General features: G+C 62.1%; 16 protein-coding genes and 1 tRNA gene. 8 read left to right on the forward strand and 9 right to left on the reverse strand.

All coding sequences use genetic code 11. The annotated features are described in order from the left end of the window. The first annotated feature begins 84 nt into the window (after positions 1–84). Both tal and AC1IN8_RS05320 read left to right on the forward strand, forming a co-directional pair. Entirely contained in the window at positions 85–1,035 is a 951-nt protein-coding gene (gene tal / locus AC1IN8_RS05315; RefSeq protein ID WP_319912774.1) for a transaldolase, read from the forward strand. Between the two features lie 192 nt (positions 1,036–1,227). Then, positions 1,228–1,407 carry a DUF3545 family protein gene (locus tag AC1IN8_RS05320; RefSeq protein WP_025326190.1) on the forward strand — a complete coding sequence of 60 codons (180 nt, stop codon included), beginning with the start codon at positions 1,228–1,230 and terminating at the stop codon, positions 1,405–1,407. Between the two features lie 98 nt (positions 1,408–1,505). On the opposite strand, the gene AC1IN8_RS05325 is transcribed toward AC1IN8_RS05320, so the two are convergent. Continuing rightward, positions 1,506–2,054 (reverse strand): hemerythrin domain-containing protein, encoded by a 549-nt coding sequence (locus AC1IN8_RS05325; protein ID WP_202046443.1) that lies wholly within the window; start codon positions 2,052–2,054, stop codon positions 1,506–1,508. A gap of 166 nt (positions 2,055–2,220) precedes the next feature. Next, positions 2,221–2,907, reverse strand: coding sequence for a uracil-DNA glycosylase (ung, locus tag AC1IN8_RS05330; RefSeq protein ID WP_319912773.1), 687 nt, complete (start codon positions 2,905–2,907; stop codon positions 2,221–2,223). Positions 2,908–3,503: 596 nt separating this feature from the next. Between ung and grcA the strand changes: the two genes are divergently transcribed. After that, positions 3,504–3,884, forward strand: coding sequence for an autonomous glycyl radical cofactor GrcA (grcA, locus tag AC1IN8_RS05335; protein WP_025326187.1), 381 nt, complete (start codon positions 3,504–3,506; stop codon positions 3,882–3,884). A 107-nt stretch (positions 3,885–3,991) separates the two neighbouring features. Here grcA and AC1IN8_RS05340 read toward each other — a convergent pair whose 3' ends face one another. The 7 genes from AC1IN8_RS05340 to hemA form a co-directional block, all read right to left on the reverse strand. Next, entirely contained in the window at positions 3,992–5,275 is a 1,284-nt protein-coding gene (locus tag AC1IN8_RS05340; protein ID WP_479758299.1) for a dicarboxylate/amino acid:cation symporter, read from the reverse strand. Between the two features lie 304 nt (positions 5,276–5,579). Then, on the reverse strand, positions 5,580–6,434 hold the full coding sequence (gene kdsA, locus AC1IN8_RS05345) for a 3-deoxy-8-phosphooctulonate synthase (protein WP_319912771.1): 855 nt from the start codon (positions 6,432–6,434) through the stop codon (positions 5,580–5,582). A 38-nt stretch (positions 6,435–6,472) separates the two neighbouring features. Beyond that, positions 6,473–7,273, reverse strand: coding sequence for a SirB1 family protein (locus tag AC1IN8_RS05350; protein WP_139435629.1), 801 nt, complete (start codon positions 7,271–7,273; stop codon positions 6,473–6,475). A gap of 11 nt (positions 7,274–7,284) precedes the next feature. Beyond that, positions 7,285–7,668 carry a SirB2 family protein gene (locus AC1IN8_RS05355; protein WP_265435833.1) on the reverse strand — a complete coding sequence of 128 codons (384 nt, stop codon included), beginning with the start codon at positions 7,666–7,668 and terminating at the stop codon, positions 7,285–7,287. A gap of 42 nt (positions 7,669–7,710) precedes the next feature. Beyond that, a complete protein-coding gene (gene prmC, locus AC1IN8_RS05360) occupies positions 7,711–8,544 on the reverse strand; it encodes a peptide chain release factor N(5)-glutamine methyltransferase (RefSeq protein ID WP_429109526.1) in 834 nt (277 codons plus the stop codon). A 5-nt stretch (positions 8,545–8,549) separates the two neighbouring features. Continuing rightward, entirely contained in the window at positions 8,550–9,638 is a 1,089-nt protein-coding gene (prfA, locus tag AC1IN8_RS05365; protein ID WP_041205238.1) for a peptide chain release factor 1, read from the reverse strand. A gap of 50 nt (positions 9,639–9,688) precedes the next feature. Then, positions 9,689–10,948 carry a glutamyl-tRNA reductase gene (hemA, locus tag AC1IN8_RS05370; protein WP_139435633.1) on the reverse strand — a complete coding sequence of 420 codons (1,260 nt, stop codon included), beginning with the start codon at positions 10,946–10,948 and terminating at the stop codon, positions 9,689–9,691. A gap of 125 nt (positions 10,949–11,073) precedes the next feature. On the opposite strand from hemA, the gene lolB reads away from it, so the two are divergent. From lolB to AC1IN8_RS05395, 5 genes are all read left to right on the forward strand, one after another. Then, positions 11,074–11,652, forward strand: a complete 579-nt coding sequence (lolB, locus tag AC1IN8_RS05375) for a lipoprotein insertase outer membrane protein LolB (protein WP_202046447.1) — start codon at positions 11,074–11,076, stop codon at positions 11,650–11,652. Then, complete coding sequence (ispE, locus tag AC1IN8_RS05380; RefSeq protein ID WP_479758302.1) at positions 11,649–12,539, forward strand: 4-(cytidine 5'-diphospho)-2-C-methyl-D-erythritol kinase; 891 nt, start codon at positions 11,649–11,651, stop codon at positions 12,537–12,539. The genes lolB and ispE overlap by 4 nt, the downstream gene beginning before the upstream one ends. Next, positions 12,519–12,593, forward strand: a tRNA-Gln gene (locus tag AC1IN8_RS05385). The genes ispE and AC1IN8_RS05385 overlap by 21 nt, the downstream gene beginning before the upstream one ends. Positions 12,594–12,765: 172 nt before the next feature. Next, positions 12,766–13,713 (forward strand): ribose-phosphate pyrophosphokinase, encoded by a 948-nt coding sequence (locus tag AC1IN8_RS05390; protein WP_139435637.1) that lies wholly within the window; start codon positions 12,766–12,768, stop codon positions 13,711–13,713. 96 nt (positions 13,714–13,809) lie between these two features. Then, on the forward strand, positions 13,810–15,843 hold the full coding sequence (locus AC1IN8_RS05395) for a bifunctional metallophosphatase/5'-nucleotidase (RefSeq protein ID WP_479758304.1): 2,034 nt from the start codon (positions 13,810–13,812) through the stop codon (positions 15,841–15,843). Positions 15,844–15,992: the final 149 nt, after the last annotated feature.

The raw sequence follows: 15,992 nt of genomic DNA on the forward strand, positions 1-15,992 counted from the left end.
GGGATTTTGTAATTTTATTTCAGAACGGCCGTCTCACGCCCGCAACCCCTGGGATTGCTCCCTCATATAGAGATGATATTTGCTATGGCCGATAAATTAACCCAGCTGAAAGCCCTGACCACGGTAGTTGCCGACACCGGCGACATCGAAGCCATCAAGCGCTACCAGCCCATCGATGCCACCACCAACCCCTCCCTGGTGTTGAAGGCATCCGAGATCCCCGAGTACGCGGCTCTGATCGAAGACGCCATCAACTGGGCCAAGTCCCAGAGCCAGGACAAGGCACAGCAAATCATCGACGCGGGCGACAAGCTGGCGGTCAACATAGGTCTGGAAATCCTGAAAATCGTTCCGGGCCGCATCTCCACCGAGGTGGATGCCCGTCTCTCCTTCGACACCGACGCCAGCATCGCCAAGGCCCGCAAGCTGATCCGCCTCTACAACGAAGCCGGCATCAGCAACGATCGCATCCTGATCAAGCTGGCCTCCACCTGGGAAGGGATCCGTGCCGCCGAAGTGCTGGAGAAAGAGGGCATCCAGTGCAACCTGACCCTGCTGTTCTCCTTCGCCCAGGCCCGTGCCTGTGCCGAAGCCGGTGCCTTCCTGATCTCCCCGTTCGTAGGCCGCATCCTCGACTGGTACAAGGCCAAGCACAACCGTGACTACACCGCGAGCGAAGATCCGGGCGTGGTCTCCGTCACCGCCATCTACAACTACTACAAGCAGCACGACTACCCGACCGTGGTGATGGGTGCGAGCTTCCGCAACACCGGCGAGATCCTGGAGCTGGCCGGCTGTGACCGCCTGACCATAGGCCCTGCCCTGCTGGAAGAGCTGAGCAAGACCGAAGGCGCCGTGGTTCGCAAACTGGACTACACCGGCGAGCGCAAGGCCAAACCGACTCCGATGACCGAAGCGCAGTTCCGCTGGGAACTGAACCAGGACGCCATGGCTCACGAGAAGCTGGGCGAAGGCATCCGCATGTTCGCCGTCGATCAGGGCAAGCTGGAAACCATGCTGGCCAGCCGCCTGTAAAAAGACGGCCTAAGCCATCTCGGCCAGCCCCTCCACAAGGGGGGTTGCGCCGATAAAACCGGGCTCCCGACAGGGCAGCCCGGTTTTTTTTATCCACCCTCCCGATTGTCACAACCTGGTCATAAAAACGTTTTATTTTCAAATGCGTCGTGTTATACGAATGGTGAAAACCATAAAACCAAGGAGGGAGCCATGGACATGTTCAACTTCGATTTTGACGAGGTCGTTGAGCTGGGTTCACGTAGCCGCGGGACAACGGGAAAGAAACGTAAATGGCGTGAGATAGAGGCGCTCAAAGACAAGCACCGCCTGCAGAAGGAGCTGCAAGCCATCGACATCGCCTATGAAGGTTCGGAAGAACTGGAGCTGTAGCGTCGCCGGTGTCGCCGATGACGGCACAGACCCGCCGACACAGTAAAACAAGACGCCCCGGCCAAGCCGGGGCGTCGTTTTTTGGTCCGCCTGCCATTTCAGGATGAGGGGGGCAGCGAGAGCTGCTTGGCCAGCGCCTGGAAGTGTTGGCTCACCTCGGCCCCGAACAGGGGATCATTGATGGCCCTGTTCTGCCAGAGCTGCTCCAGGTGGCGCCAGTCATCCTCGGTCAGGGAGTCACGCAGATGGGGGAAGATGACCCCTTCCTCATAGTTCATGTGGGCCTCCTGCTGCTCGATGAACTGCTCCAGCTTGGCGGTGAACTGCTCAAGCGGAATGACGGCGTCCATCAGTATCATCTCCACCATCTCCTTGAGCTCGGTGCCGGCCACCAGCAGGCGGGCGTGCTCCTCATGCAGCCGGTTGGCGACCTCCCCCTCCACCACCCTGTACTTCAGGTAGTAGTCATAGATCATGTCTTCCTTGGGGTGATGGAACTTGTCGGAGACCTCCCGCAAGTAGTCCACCACGTCCCGGAGCAGGAAATAGCTCACCGGCTGCTCATTGCGGATGGCTGCCAGCTTGTGCTTGAGCAGCGTCAACAGCCTGGCGATGTTGAGGTGGTCCTTATGGAGACTGGATAACATGAGCACTCCTTGCGCTGAATTGAAAAAGAGACTGTCTCGAGTATACGGTCATTTAATACCCGAACTTTGCACTCAATCAAATCAGTTGCAGACAATCCCCGCCCCGGCGGTGCAGACCAGCGGGCAAGCCTGCGTGCCCTGGCCACTCGCAGAGGCGGGAAGACGGTCAGGCCGGCACGGGCTGGTCATGGCAGACCGAGAACCAGTCGATGGGGCTCATCCCCTGCTGCACCAGCAGGCGGTTTGCCTCGGAGAAGTGGCCGCAGCCGATGAAGCCGCGGTGAGCGGACAATGGGCTGGGATGGGGAGCCGTCAGCACATGGTGACGCTGCCTGTCGATGAAGCGCCCCTTCTTCTGGGCATGGGCTCCCCACAGCAGGAAGACCACCCCCTGGCAGTGGGAGTTGATCCGCTCTATGACCCTGTCGGTAAAGGTCTCCCAGCCCAGGTGGGCATGGGAGTGGGCCATGCCCGCCTGCACCGTCAGCACCGTATTGAGCAGCAGCACCCCCTGGGTGGCCCAGGACTCCAGATAACCGTGACCGGGTGTGACAAAACCCGGCAGATCCCGCTGCATCTCCTTGTAGATGTTGACCAGGGAGGGGGGCGTGCGCACCCCGGGCAGCACGGAGAAGCAGAGGCCGTGCGCCTGGCTCGGCCCGTGATAGGGGTCTTGCCCCAGGATCACCACCTTGACACTGTCCAGCTCGGTCAGCTTGAAGGCATTGAACACCTCGGTGGCCGGGGGGTAGATCACCTTGCCCGCTTCCCGCTCCTCCCTGACGGTCGCCAGGGTTGCCTTGAAATAGTCCTGCTCTTTCTCAGAACCGATCACGTCCTTCCAGGTCAGCACGCCAGTCTCCTCTCTCTGTGAATCCACTGCCTCTGGCACCCCGATATCCTCGATGAATGCCGCAAGGGGCTCAGGATAGGGGGCCGGGCAGCAAGACGCAACCGCGACTCGGCTCAAGGAGATGGCCGCACCTGCATCCCCATGTCCCCTTCCACCTTGCCACCCTGGCTATCGAGATGACGGTCGATGGCTTCAGCCATCGGCGCCCTGGCGGCCGCTCCCCCGGCCATCCAGCGGCGTCCCCCCCTGACCTGATAAGACGCCAGCCCTGACCTTATAAAGAGAATAACGGCTAAAGGTGTAGTTAAATTACTAGATATACCCAATAAAAAATGCATAATTCATATATCTTACGGAATCATAAAAATGATCTCTTTTTGATTAATCTCAATGAATTAATCCCTTTTCTCGCGCGCAAATCGCGCATTTATTGATTTAGATCAATTTTCGTATTATTACCATCGTGATATATATGACCCCAACGAAGTAAAGGTGTAAGGCAAGGCCCCGTTAAATCATCCCGTCACCAAGGTGGTTTAAAAACATCAGGGTAATGTGCTTACCGTTGAATCCGTTTTCCTATGAGGAGTCATACCATGATCAAGGGCATCCAAATCACCCAGTCCGCCAACGCCGCACTGCTGAACTCTTTCTGGCTGCTGGATGAAGAGAAGCAGCAGGCTCGCTGCATCTGCGCCAAGGGCGACAGCTTCGTCGCCGATCAGGAAGTCGCACTGTCCGATCTGGGCCAGTTCGAATACCGTGAACTGCCGGTCCAGACCGAACCCGTGGTCGAGGGTGGTCAACACCTGAACGTCAACGTGCTGCGCCGCGAGACCCTGGAAGACGCCATCGCCAATCCGGAGAAATACCCGCAGCTCACCATCCGCGTGTCCGGCTACGCAGTGCGTTTCAACGCCCTGACCCCGGAACAGCAGCGTGATGTGGTCACCCGCACCTTCACCCAGAGCCTGTAAGTCTCTCTGCGGTCATCTGCACCATGAAAAACGGCCCAAACGGGCCGTTTTTTTATGGGCAAGCCACTGTGCCTGCCCATCCTCGCCTCGCAGGCCGCGCCTGCCGGCTATCCGTGCTGGTCGACCTTCAGCCCCTTGACCGGGTTGGCGAGCACCTCGTTCATCTTCTGCTCGTCGAGCTGATCGCAGTAGCGCGCCACCACCAGGGTCGCCACACCGTTGCCGATGAGGTTGGTCAGGGCCCGCGCCTCGGACATGAAGCGATCTATCCCCAGGATCAGCGCCAGTCCGGCGAGCGGCAGGTGCCCCACCGCCGAGATGGTGGCCGCCAGCACGATGAAGCCGCTGCCGGTGACCCCGGCCGCCCCCTTGGAGGAGATGAGCAGCACCACCAGCAGAGTGAGCTGCTGGAACAGATCCAGCGGCGTATTGGTCGCCTGGGCGATGAAGACGGCCGCCATGGTCAAGTAGATGGAGGTGCCATCCAGGTTGAAGGAGTAACCGGTCGGGATCACCAGGCCCACCACCGACTTCTTGCAGCCGAGCGCCTCCATCTTCACCAGCATGCGCGGCAATACGGATTCGGAAGAGGAGGTGCCCAGCACGATCAGCAGCTCTTCCCGGATGTAGGAAATAAAGCGCACTATGCTGAAACCATTTGCCCTGGCAATGCTGCCCAGCACCATGAAGATGAAAAGCAGACAGGTCACATAGAAGCAGGCAATTAACTGACCGAGCTGGACCAGGGAGCCGATACCATATTTCCCTATGGTAAACGCTATGGCACCAAAGGCGCCAACCGGTGCCAATTTCATGATCATGTTGATGATGCCGAAAATAACCTGGGAGAAGCTGTCTATCATATTGAAGACCAGTTTCCCCTTCTCGCCGATATGATGCAGGGAGAAGCCAAACAGCACCGCAAACAGCAACACCTGAAGAATGTTGCCGCTGGCAAAGGCGCCGATCACGCTGCCCGGGATCACGTCAAGCAGGAAGGCGATGATGCCCTGGGACTTGGCTTGCTCGGCATAGGCCGAGATGGCGCTGGCATCCAGCGTGGCGGGATCCACGTTCATGCCGACCCCGGGTTGCAGCAGGTTGACCACGCACAGCCCGATGACCAGGGCTATGGTGCTCACCACTTCAAAGTAGAGCAGCGCGATGGCACCGGTTTTCCCCACCGCCTTCATGCTCTCCATGCCGGCGATGCCGGTCACCACGGTGCAGAAAATAACGGGGGCAATGATCATCTTGATTAATTTCACGAAGCCATCACCCAGCGGCTTCATTTCAGCCCCTAGGTCGGGATAGACATGTCCCAGAAATACCCCCAGGGTGATCGCAAGCAACACCTGGAAATAAAGGCTGCTGAATACTTTCTTGTGCATGATTAACGTCCTGTTAATTAATTGACAGCTCATATGGCAGAAATAGGCATGCAGGGAGCCGTCACGAGAAAATATCCTTCTCTCGCCGGCGTCATGCTATTTCGTCATCGCAACGGCGCCACTTTCACACGTTATAAGAAGCAATTAAGAGACATTAATCACACAATATATTTAACATCATTAACACCACGGCAACCTTGATATGTTTGGCCGGTGATGTATTTGGGCGCCCAATGAAAACATGTTGGATAAGAAAATGCCCCGCATGGCGGGGCATTTGGCATCACTCAACCGGCGTGCTGGATCAGACGGAGGTATCCAGGGGCTCGAAGCCCTTGATGAGATCGTCGATGGCCTTCATCTGCTTGAGGAAGCCTTCCAGCTTCTCCAGCGGCAGGGCGCTCGGGCCGTCGCAGCGGGCGATCTTGGGATCCGGGTGGGATTCGATAAAGAGACCCGCCAGACCGACCGCCATGCCGGCACGGGCCAGCTCGGTCACCTGCTCGCGGCGACCACCGGAGGCTGCACCCAGCGGGTCGCGGCACTGCAGGGAGTGGGTCACGTCGAAGATGACGGGGTAGCCGCCGGTGCTCTTCTTCATTACGCCCAGGCCTAGCATGTCCACCACCAGGTTGTCGTAGCCGAAGTTGGCACCGCGCTCGCACAGGATCAGGCGATCGTTGCCGCACTCCTCGAACTTGTCGGTGATGTTCTTCATCTGGCTCGGGCTCAGGAACTGCGGCTTCTTGATGTTGATGACGTTGCCGGTGCGGGCCATGGCCTCCACCAGATCGGTCTGGCGCGCCAGGAAGGCGGGCAGCTGGATGACATCCACCACTTCCGCCACCGGCTTGGCCTGATGGGGTTCGTGCAGATCGGAAATGACCGGCATGCCGAAGGTCGCCTTGAGCTCCTGGAAGATCTTCATCCCCTCTTCCAGACCCGGGCCGCGGTAGGAGTGGATGGAGGAGCGGTTCGCCTTGTCCCAGCTCGCCTTGAACACGAATGGTATGCCCAGCTTGCTGGTCACTTCCACGTACTTCTCGCACACCGCCATCGCCATGTCGCGGGATTCCAGCACGTTCATGCCACCGAACAGCACGAAGGGCTTGTCGTTGGCGACGTCGATCGCGTTGATCTTGATATTCTTCTGTTCCATCTCAGCATCCTTAAGTGAAAGGGCTTCCCCAGAGGCCCTCAATGGAGGGGCTTGGGGCTAAGATCCAGGCTGGCCAGCTGGGTTTTCAGCACGTCGGCCACAGGATCGTCCGGGCATTGTTCAATAAAGTATTCAAAATCGTCGGCGGCGAAACGGGGGCAGTCGAGCTGCTCGTAGATGAAGCCCCTATCCCGCGTCTCCAGCGGATCGCCGGGCTTCATGCGCAGCAGCAGCTCGCTGGTGCGCAGCGCCTCGGCCATGCGCTCCTCCCGCAGCAGGGCACCCTTGCTGACGTTGAGCAGGCGTTCGATGATCTCCCACTGCCCCGCAGGCTGCAAATGGTCGTCGCTCAGGGTTGCCAGGTTGCCGAGGGCCCCGCGCAGCAGCAGCTCGATGCGGTGCAGGCTCAGCTCGTCCCCGTTGAAGGGGTCCACATAGACCTCCCCCTCCAGGCCGGCGAAGCTCACCAGGAAATGGCCCGGGAAGCAGATCCCCTCCACATCCAGGCCAATCTTGCGACCCAGCTGGATGATGAGGATGCCAAGGCTCACCGGTATGCCCTTGCGCTGCACCAGCACCTGGTTCAGGTCGCAGTTGGCGGCAGAGAAGTAATCCTGCCAGTCGCCCCGAAACCCCAGGGTCTGGTAGAAGCCCTGCAACAGCTGACGGCGCACCTCGTCACAGTCCCCTTCGACTATGGCTTCGTCCAGCCAGCTATCGAGGCGGGCCAGCTCGGCCTCTCCCGCGCCGCCATGGCCCAGGATCTCGTCGCTCACCGACAGCGCCAGTTCGGCCAGGTCGTGGGCCTCGAAGTCGGTCCACTCATCCACACGTATCATCGTCGTCATCCCTAACCGAACAGGTTGGCCTGCTTTTGCACCGCCAGCTTGGCGATAAAGAAGATCCACCCCAGGGCGCCCAGGAAGGCAAACCAGCGGATGCTGTTGCTGCGCGCCAGGCGCAGCGCCATCATGCCGAGGAAGGCCACCGCCAGCACTGCGCTCAGCTTCTCGCTGAGCCAGGGGATCCCGTTGTTGAGGGGATTGAGATCCAGCACCATGCACAGCAGCACGCCGGAGAGCACCACCAGGCCATTGAGCCAGCCGCTCAACGTCAGGGTACGAGCGCTGCCGGCACGGCTCGAACCGGTCTGCAGCCAATAGAAGCGCAGGATAAACATCAGCACGGCCCCGACTATCAGGGTGAGGTGCAGATGCTTGAGAGCAACATACATATGATTTCCTTGCACAGGGGCGGACAGTTCCGCCCGTCATCATCACGGCGCCAGACGACCCAGGGTCACCCGCTCGTTATCCCCATAATCCCGCACGGTTTCCACCTGGCAGTAGCCCTGTTGCAGCAGAAGCTGACGCACCGCGGCTCCCTGCTCCCAGCCGTGCTCCAGCAGGAGCCAGCCCCCCGGGCACAGATGGGCGGGGGCACCGGCGACTATCAGGCGAATGTCCGCCAGCCCCTGCTCGTCCGCCACCAGGGCGGAGCGCGGCTCGAAACGCACGTCCCCCTCGTCGAGATGGGGATCCGCCCCGTCGATATAGGGCGGATTGGAGACGATCATCGCAAAACGCGGTGCATCCGCCAGGGGCGCGAACCAGCTGCCGTCCCGCACTTCGATGGGCAACCCCAGAGCCGCGCTGTTGGCGCGGGCCAGGGCGGCGGCGTCCGGCATCCGATCCACCGCCCATACATCGGCATCGGGCCGCTCGGACTTGAGCGCCAGCGCGATGGCGCCGGTGCCGGTGCCCAGATCCAGCAGGGCACAGGGGCCGGCCGGCAAGCGCGCCAGCGCCTGCTCCACCAGCACCTCGGTGTCGGGGCGCGGGATCAGGGTGGCCGGGCTCACCTTCAGCGGCAGGGACCAGAACTCCCGCTCGCCGATGAGGTGGGCTATGGGTTCACCGGCCAGCCGACGGTCAAGCCACCCTTGCAGGGTGGCCTGCTGGTCGGCATCGAGCTCGCGCTCCGGCCAGGTCATCAGGTAGCTGCGCCGGCACCCCAGCAGATGGCAGAGCAGCGCATCGGCATCGGCACGGGGGGATTCCCCAGAGGCCAGGGTCGCCATGATGTGGGCACGAGCCTGCTGGATCTGCATGGGCATTAGTTGCTCTCGGCCAGGGAGGCGAGCTGATCCGCCTGGTATTCCTGCACCAGGGGCGTGATGACGCAATCCAGATCCCCTTCGAGGATCTCCCCCAGCCGATAGAGAGTGAGGTTGATGCGGTGCTCGGAGAGGCGACCCTGGGGGTAGTTGTAGGTGCGGATGCGCTCGGAGCGATCCCCAGAGCCCACCAGGTTGCGGCGGGTGCTCTGCTCGGCGGCACGGTGACGCTCGTCCTCGGCCGCCTGCAGGCGGGCGGAGAGCACCGACATCGCCTTGGCGCGGTTCTTGTGCTGGGAGCGCTCATCCTGGCACTCCACCACCAGCCCGGTGGGCAGGTGGGTGATGCGGATGGCGGAGTCGGTCTTGTTGACGTGCTGACCACCGGCCCCGGAGGCGCGGAAGGTGTCGATCTTCAGCTCTGAGGGGTTGATCTCGATCTGTTCGGCTTCCGGCACTTCCGGCAGCACGGCCACGGTACAGGCGGAGGTGTGCACCCGGCCCTGGGATTCGGTCTCGGGTACCCGCTGCACCCGGTGACCACCGGACTCGAACTTGAGGCGGCCGTAGACGTGCTCGCCGTCCACCTTGGCAATCACCTCCTTGTAGCCACCGTGCTCGCCGTCGTTGCAGCTGACGATGGAGACGCGCCAGCCCTGACGTTCGGCGTAACGGGAGTACATGCGGAACAGATCCCCCGCGAAGATGGCCGCCTCATCGCCACCGGCGCCGGCACGGATCTCGAGATAGCAGTTGTTGTCATCCTTGGGATCCCGCGGCAGCAGCATCACCTGCAGCGCCTGCTCCTGCTCCTCGAAGGTCGCCTTGGCGAGCGGCAGCTCCTCCTGCGCCATCTCGCGCAGGTCGGCGTCATCCTCTTCCAGCATCATCTTGGTGGTCTCGAGGTTCTCCTCGGCCTGCCGGAAGCGCTGGAAGGCGTGCACTATGTCTTCGAGCTGGGCATATTCCCGAGTCAGGGCACGGTATCTGTCCTGATCCGAGGCGACCCCGGGCTCCCCGAGCAGGGCCTGTACTTCTTCGTGGCGCTCGATGAGGCCTTCCAGCTTTCTGATCAATGACGGGTTCATAAATCTTGTGTTCTCGATGGAGGAGGGGCAGCCGGCTGGCCACCCCCAAACTATGACTCTTGTGACAATCCCAGCACCTGGCGCAGCTGGGACAGCTTGTGGCTGTCCCCCTGGGCGGCGGCCTGGCGCAGGGCCTGGGTCGGTGCGTGGATCAACTTGTTGGTGAGGCGGTGGGCCAGGGCCTTGAGCGCCTGCTCGGCATTCTCGCCCTGTTGCAGGGCCAGCAGGGCACGCTGCAACTCTTCATCCGCCACCTGCTGGGCTTGGTGGCGGTAATCGCGAATGAGATCCACAGAGTGCTGGCTGCGATACCAGCCCATGAAGTCGTCGCGCTCTTCCTGCACGATGAGCTCGGCCTCGGCGGCCGCCCGCTTGCGGGTCTCGAGGTTCTGCTCGATGATGCCCTGCAGATCGTCCACCGTGTAGAGATAGGCGTCGGAGAGCTCGTCCACCTCGGCTTCGATGTCGCGGGGCACGGCGATGTCCACCAGGAACATGGGCCTGAAGCGGCGGGCCTTGAGGGCGCGCTCCACCATGCCCTTGCCGATGATGGGCAGGGGGCTGGCGGTGGAGCTGATGACGATGTCCGCCTCGTGCAGGTAGTCCGGGATCTCTTCGAGGGTCATCACCTGGGCGCCGAACTCCTCGGCCAGCAGCTGGGCCCGCTGCAGGGTGCGGTTCGCCACCATCATCTGGGTGACGCTCTGCTCGCGCAGATGCCGAGCGACGAGCTCTATGGTCTCGCCCGCCCCCACCAGCAGCACCTTGGTCTGGGAGAGATCGGAGAAGATGCGGCGGGCCAGGCTCACGGCGGCGAAGGCCACCGAGACCGCACTGGCGCCGATCTCGGTGTCGGTACGCACCCGTTTCGCCACCGAGAAGGATTTCTGGAACAGGCGCTCCAGCGAGCCCTTCACCGCTTCCGCCTGCTGGGCGTGGGCGTAGGACTGCTTGATCTGCCCCAGGATCTGCGGCTCTCCCAGCACCAGGGAGTCCAGCCCGCAGGCCACCCGCATCAGGTGGCGCACCGCCTCCTCGTCCTGGTGGCGGTAGATGGCGGAGAGCACCTCGCTCGCCTCCAGCGCGTGGAACCGCTGCAGCCAGCTCAGCACCTGCTCCCCCTGCCCTTGCTCCAGACTGCAGTACAGCTCGGTGCGATTGCAGGTGGAGACGATCACCGCCTCGCTGACGCCGGGCTGCTCCACCAGCTCACGCAAGGCGCGATCGATGCAGTCCGGGCCAAATGCGACCCGTTCCCGCAAGGCGACACTGGCGGTGTTGTGGTTGATTCCGAGGGCAAGCAGACTCATGGGTGGGTGATGATCGTTTCGTGCACAGGGTATGAAGGCCGACAATTGTACGAGAAAGGGTAAGTCTTTAAAAGCAATACGGCCGCCCCTTATACTGTGGCAAATCTCTTATCCGGAGCACGACCTTGTTGTTGCGTATCTTCTCCCTCGCCTGCCTGCTGGTACTGGCCGGCTGTACCACCACTCAACCCCAGCGGGATCAGGTCAACTGGCAGCAGGAACGGGCCCGTCTCGAACAGCTGACCCACTGGGAGCTGTCGGGCAAGATGGCCATCATCACGGCGCGCCAGAAGGGCAGCGCCCGCCTCAACTGGCAGCAGAACGGCGATGACTATCGCCTCAACCTCACCAGCCTCATCGGCACCCATATCCTGGAACTCTCCCGCAGCAAGGGGGAGATCACCCTGACCGACAACGAGGGCAAGGTGCATCAGAGCCAGGATGCCGAGACACTCGTCTATCAACTCACCGGCTGGAATATTCCGGTCGCCGGGTTGCCGGAGTGGATCAAGGGGCTGCCGGGCCAGGCCGAATTCGAGCTCAACCCCGACGCCAGCCTGGCCTCGGTGCGCGACGGTCAGTGGCAGATCGTCTATGGGGACTACCGGGATCAGGACAACTACCGGCTGCCCCACCTGCTGACCATGACGGGCCAGGGCAGCCGCCTCAAGTTGCAGATCAACCAATGGACCCTGGCGCCATGATGCAGGATACCATCCGGCAGGCGCCGATCCGCTGGCCGGCACCGGCCAAGCTCAACCTCTTCCTGCACGTCAACGGCCGCCGTCCCGACGGCTACCACGAGCTGCAGACCCTGTTCATCTTCCTCGATCACGGCGACTGGCTGGAATTCGAGCCGCTCGCCAATACCGACCTGCTCACCCTGAGCCCGGCCATCCCCGGGGTGCCGGATGAACAGAACCTCATCATCCGTGCCGCCCGCCTGTTGCAGGCCAGGCTGCCAAGCCCGATGGGGGCCCATATCCGGCTGGAGAAGGTGTTGCCCATGGGGGGCGGCATCGGCGGCGGCTCGTCTGACGCCGCCACCACGCTGGTGGCGCTGAATCATCTCTGGCAGGCGGGGCTTTGCGAAGAGGAGCTGGCGCAGCTCGGCGTGCAGCTGGGGGCCGACGTGCCTGTGTTCGTGCGCGGCCGGGCCGCGTTTGCAGAAGGGGTCGGCGAGAAGCTGCAACCGGTGGAGCTGCCGAGCGCCTGGTATCTGGTGCTCAAGCCCGATTGCCATGTGGCAACGGCGGCGGTGTTTCAGGATCCCGAGCTGCCCCGCGACACCCCCAGGATGACATTGCACAACCTGCTGGAAGGGGTGTGGAAAAACGATTGCGAATTGCTGGTGAAAAAGCGCCACCCCGAGGTTGCCAATGCGCTCGGCTGGTTGCTAGAATACGCGCCGTCAAGAATGACGGGCACTGGCGCCTGCGTCTTTGCTCAATTTGAAGACGAAGTGGCTGCTCGGAAGGTGTTGGCAAGGGTGCCGGAAGGCTGGGATGGGTTTGTCGCCAAGGGCGAGAACATATCACCACTCTTCGTCACTTTGCAACAAGTCAGTGATTGGGGTATCGCCAAGCGGTAAGGCAGCGGGTTTTGATCTCGCCATTCCTAGGTTCGAATCCTAGTACCCCAGCCAATCTGACATAATGGCGCCTGAGGTGGTGGCTCTGCCGTCCACCCGGGTAATCCGGCGCCACCATGAACTTCCAGAGACCTTGTCCGTTATCTTGATAAATCGTTTGCCCCCAAACGATACGGGTCTGAATCAGACTCCCCACATACTGGATGCAACCCCGAGGTTTCAAACCGTGCCTGACATGAAGCTGTTTGCTGGTAACGCAACGCCGGAACTAGCCCAGAAGATCGCAGATCGCCTGTTTATCAAACTCGGCAATGCTGCCGTAGGTCGCTTTAGCGACGGCGAGATCAGCGTACAGATCAATGAGAATGTACGCGGTGGCGATATCTTCATCATTCAATCCACCTGTGCCCCGACCAACGACAATTTGATGGAATTGATCGTCATGGTGGATGCACTGCGTCGTGCTTCAGCTGGCCGTATCACTGCCGTTATTCCCTACTTTGGTTATGCCCGTCAGGACCGCCGCGTCCGCTCCGCCCGTGTGCCCATCACCGCCAAGGTCGTCGCCGACTTCCTCTCCAGCGTGGGTGTGGATCGCGTGCTGACCGTTGACCTGCATGCCGAGCAAATCCAGGGCTTCTTCGATGTCCCCGTAGACAACGTGTTCGGCAGCCCTGTGCTGCTGGAAGACATGAAGTCCAAGAACCTCGAATCCCCCGTGGTCGTGTCGCCGGACATCGGCGGCGTGGTCCGTGCCCGTGCCATCGCCAAGCTGCTGGACGACACCGACATCGCCATCATCGACAAGCGTCGTCCCCGTCCGAACGTCTCCCAGGTCATGCACCTGATCGGTGACGTGGCTGGCCGTGACTGCGTCATCGTCGACGACATGATCGACACCGGCGGCACCCTGTGCAAGGCCGCAGAAGCGCTGAAAGAGCGCGGTGCCAAGCGCGTGTTCGCCTATGCGACCCACCCGGTCTTCTCCGGTACCGCAGTGGAGAACATCAAGAACTCGGTCATCGACGAGCTGATCATCACCGACTCCATCCCGCTCACCGCGGAGATGAAAGCCGTCGGCAAGGTCAAGCAGCTGACCCTCTCCTCCGTGCTGGCCGAGGCCATCCGTCGTATCAGCAACGAAGAGTCCATCTCTGCCATGTTTGAGCATTGATAGACCCCGTTGTGACAAAAACCGCCAACTGGCGGTTTTTGTTTTTTCAAGCCTGGTCAATGTAATGCCCTGCCCCCGCAGGTAAAGGATGTCCCCATGAAGTGCTTGCGTCTCCTCACTCTCCTCCCGCTGTGCGCCCTGCTCTCTGCCTGCCTGACCGGCCAGCAGGATCCGCCCTTCACCCTGACCCTGGCACACATGAACGACACCCACTCCCAGTTCGACCCGGTCAACGCCGAGCTGAAGGGGCCCCTCTTCGGCAGGCAGGGGGAAACCGACACCCTCTACACCCGCCTCGGCGGTTATCCGCGCCTGCTCACCATGACGAAAGCCTTCCAGGCCGAGGCGCTCGCCAAGAACCAGCCGATACTGCTGCTGCACGGCGGCGATGCCTGGCAGGGCAGCGGCTACTTCAAGCTCAACGAGGGGATGGCCAATGCCGAGCTGCTGAGCCAGTTCGGCCTGGATGCCATGGCCCTTGGCAACCACGAGTTCGATCTCGACAACCAGAAGCTGGCCCGCTTCATCCAGGGGGTGAACTTCCCGGTGCTGGCCGCCAATCTGGACAGCCGCGACGATCCGGATCTGAGCCAGGCCAGCAACCTCAAGCCCTTCGTGGTCTATGCCTTCGATGGCAACCAGAAGAGCCCGGTCACCGATCTCGACCATCTGCCCGCAGACAAGCAGCTGGTCGCCGTCATCGGGCTGGTGCTGGAGGACATGGCCAACATCTCCCCCAACGTCGGCAAGCTGCGCTTTGCCAGGGAGGTGGTCTCGGCCCAGGCCACGGTCGACCTGCTGCAGGCCAGAGGGATCAACCGGATCGTCGCCCTCACCCACATCGGCAACGCCCGGGATCTGGCACTGGCCGCCAGGGTGAATGGCATCGATGCCATCGTCGGCGGCCACTCCCACAGCCTGCTCGGTGATTTTCGCAACATCGGCTGGGGCAAGACGGGGGAATACGCGGCGCTGGTCACCAATCCGGACGGCGTCGGCCTGACCTGCGTGGTGCAGGCGGGATCCTACGCCCAGGCCATCGGCCTTGCCCGGGTCAGCTTCGACGCCCAGGGCCGGGTCATCGCCTGCAAGGGTCAGAACCAGCTGCTGGCCAGCCGCGACTTCTTCGCCGATCCGGCCCGCCAGCAGACGCTGGACAAGACCCGCAGCCAGCAGGCCGGCAAGTTCATCGACGCCCAGCCCAACCTGGTGACGGTGGATGAGGATCCGCGCCTGCGCGGCATCATCGACAGCCACTACAAACCGGCGCTGGAGCAGGCCTACGGCCCCGTCATCGGCACCCTTCCCGCGCCGTTGCAAAATGCCCGCCGCCCCGGCGACAACGGCAGCGACAACCACGGCTCCGACGTCGCGCCCCTGGTGGCGGAAGGCCAATATTTTTGGGCCAACACCCCGCAGGTGCAGGCCCTGACCGGCGGCCCGGTCGACTTCGCCCTGCTGGCGGTGGGGGGCGTGCGTGCCGACTTGCCCGCCGGTGAACTGCGTGAAGGGGAGGCGGCCCTCAGCCTGCTGCCGTTCAAGAACCCGCTCAGCGTGCTGACCCTCTCCGGCGCCGAGGTGCGGGCCCTGCTGACCGAGACCATCACCGCCACCCTGCCCGCCAGCGCTCATGCGGGCAAGTTCCCCTATGGCGGCCACCTGCGTTACAGCTTCCAGGAGACCGACGCAGGCAAGGCGGGCCAGCTGACTCGCCTGCAGTGGAAGACGGCCGAGGGTCAGTGGCAGGATCTGGTGGATACAAAGCGCTACCGGGTGGTGACCAACGCCTACAGCGCCAACGGCAACGACGGCTGGCAGGCCCTGGCACGGGCCCAGCGCCACAGTCCAGAGAATCAGAGTCCAGAGAGCCAGAGTGCCGAGCGGGTGGATCTCGCCTGGGTCGCGGGCCAGCTGACCGCCTTCCCGGTGCTGGCAGTGGCACAGCGCGGCGAGCAGCTCAGCGCCGTCTATGGGCCGGGCAAGGCCCTCGACTGCAAGGCGGCCAAGGTGGATTGCGGCACAGACGCAGCCTCGTTCGTGGACTATGTGCGTCATGCCCGCCCCCTGGTGACCGCCCTGGATGAAGAGACGGTGACCCTGCTGCGTGCCGGTCAAGCCGACGCCCCTTGAGCCGCTGCGTCAGAAACGGGCCTGACCAGGCCCGTTCTGGCGATCGTTGGCACCCGGTTCCCGGGTTATTCCCCCCGCTCGCCGAGCTTTGGTTGAGTGATCGCCACTCGGCGGCTAGAATATTGCGTCCCATTGCCCCGGGCCATCCG

The organism is Aeromonas sp. 130281 (genome assembly GCF_056642115.1).

Bases quoted from the DNA above. Each gene is read 5' to 3' on its own strand.
- AC1IN8_RS05355 (WP_265435833.1), bottom strand. From the start codon at position 7,668: ATGTATGTTGCTCTCAAGCATCTGCACCTCACCCTGATAGTCGGGGCC.
- AC1IN8_RS05320 (WP_025326190.1), top strand. From the start codon at position 1,228: ATGGACATGTTCAACTTCGATTTTGACGAGGTCGTTGAGCTGGGTTCA.
- grcA (WP_025326187.1), top strand. From the start codon at position 3,504: ATGATCAAGGGCATCCAAATCACCCAGTCCGCCAACGCCGCACTGCTG.
- hemA (WP_139435633.1), bottom strand. From the start codon at position 10,948: ATGAGTCTGCTTGCCCTCGGAATCAACCACAACACCGCCAGTGTCGCC.
- AC1IN8_RS05325 (WP_202046443.1), bottom strand. From the start codon at position 2,054: ATGTTATCCAGTCTCCATAAGGACCACCTCAACATCGCCAGGCTGTTG.
- ispE (WP_479758302.1), top strand. From the start codon at position 11,649: ATGATGCAGGATACCATCCGGCAGGCGCCGATCCGCTGGCCGGCACCG.
- kdsA (WP_319912771.1), bottom strand. From the start codon at position 6,434: ATGGAACAGAAGAATATCAAGATCAACGCGATCGACGTCGCCAACGAC.
- tal (WP_319912774.1), top strand. From the start codon at position 85: ATGGCCGATAAATTAACCCAGCTGAAAGCCCTGACCACGGTAGTTGCC.
- AC1IN8_RS05350 (WP_139435629.1), bottom strand. From the start codon at position 7,273: ATGATACGTGTGGATGAGTGGACCGACTTCGAGGCCCACGACCTGGCC.
- AC1IN8_RS05395 (WP_479758304.1), top strand. From the start codon at position 13,810: ATGAAGTGCTTGCGTCTCCTCACTCTCCTCCCGCTGTGCGCCCTGCTC.
- prmC (WP_429109526.1), bottom strand. From the start codon at position 8,544: ATGCAGATCCAGCAGGCTCGTGCCCACATCATGGCGACCCTGGCCTCT.
- prfA (WP_041205238.1), bottom strand. From the start codon at position 9,638: ATGAACCCGTCATTGATCAGAAAGCTGGAAGGCCTCATCGAGCGCCAC.
- AC1IN8_RS05340 (WP_479758299.1), bottom strand. From the start codon at position 5,275: ATGCACAAGAAAGTATTCAGCAGCCTTTATTTCCAGGTGTTGCTTGCG.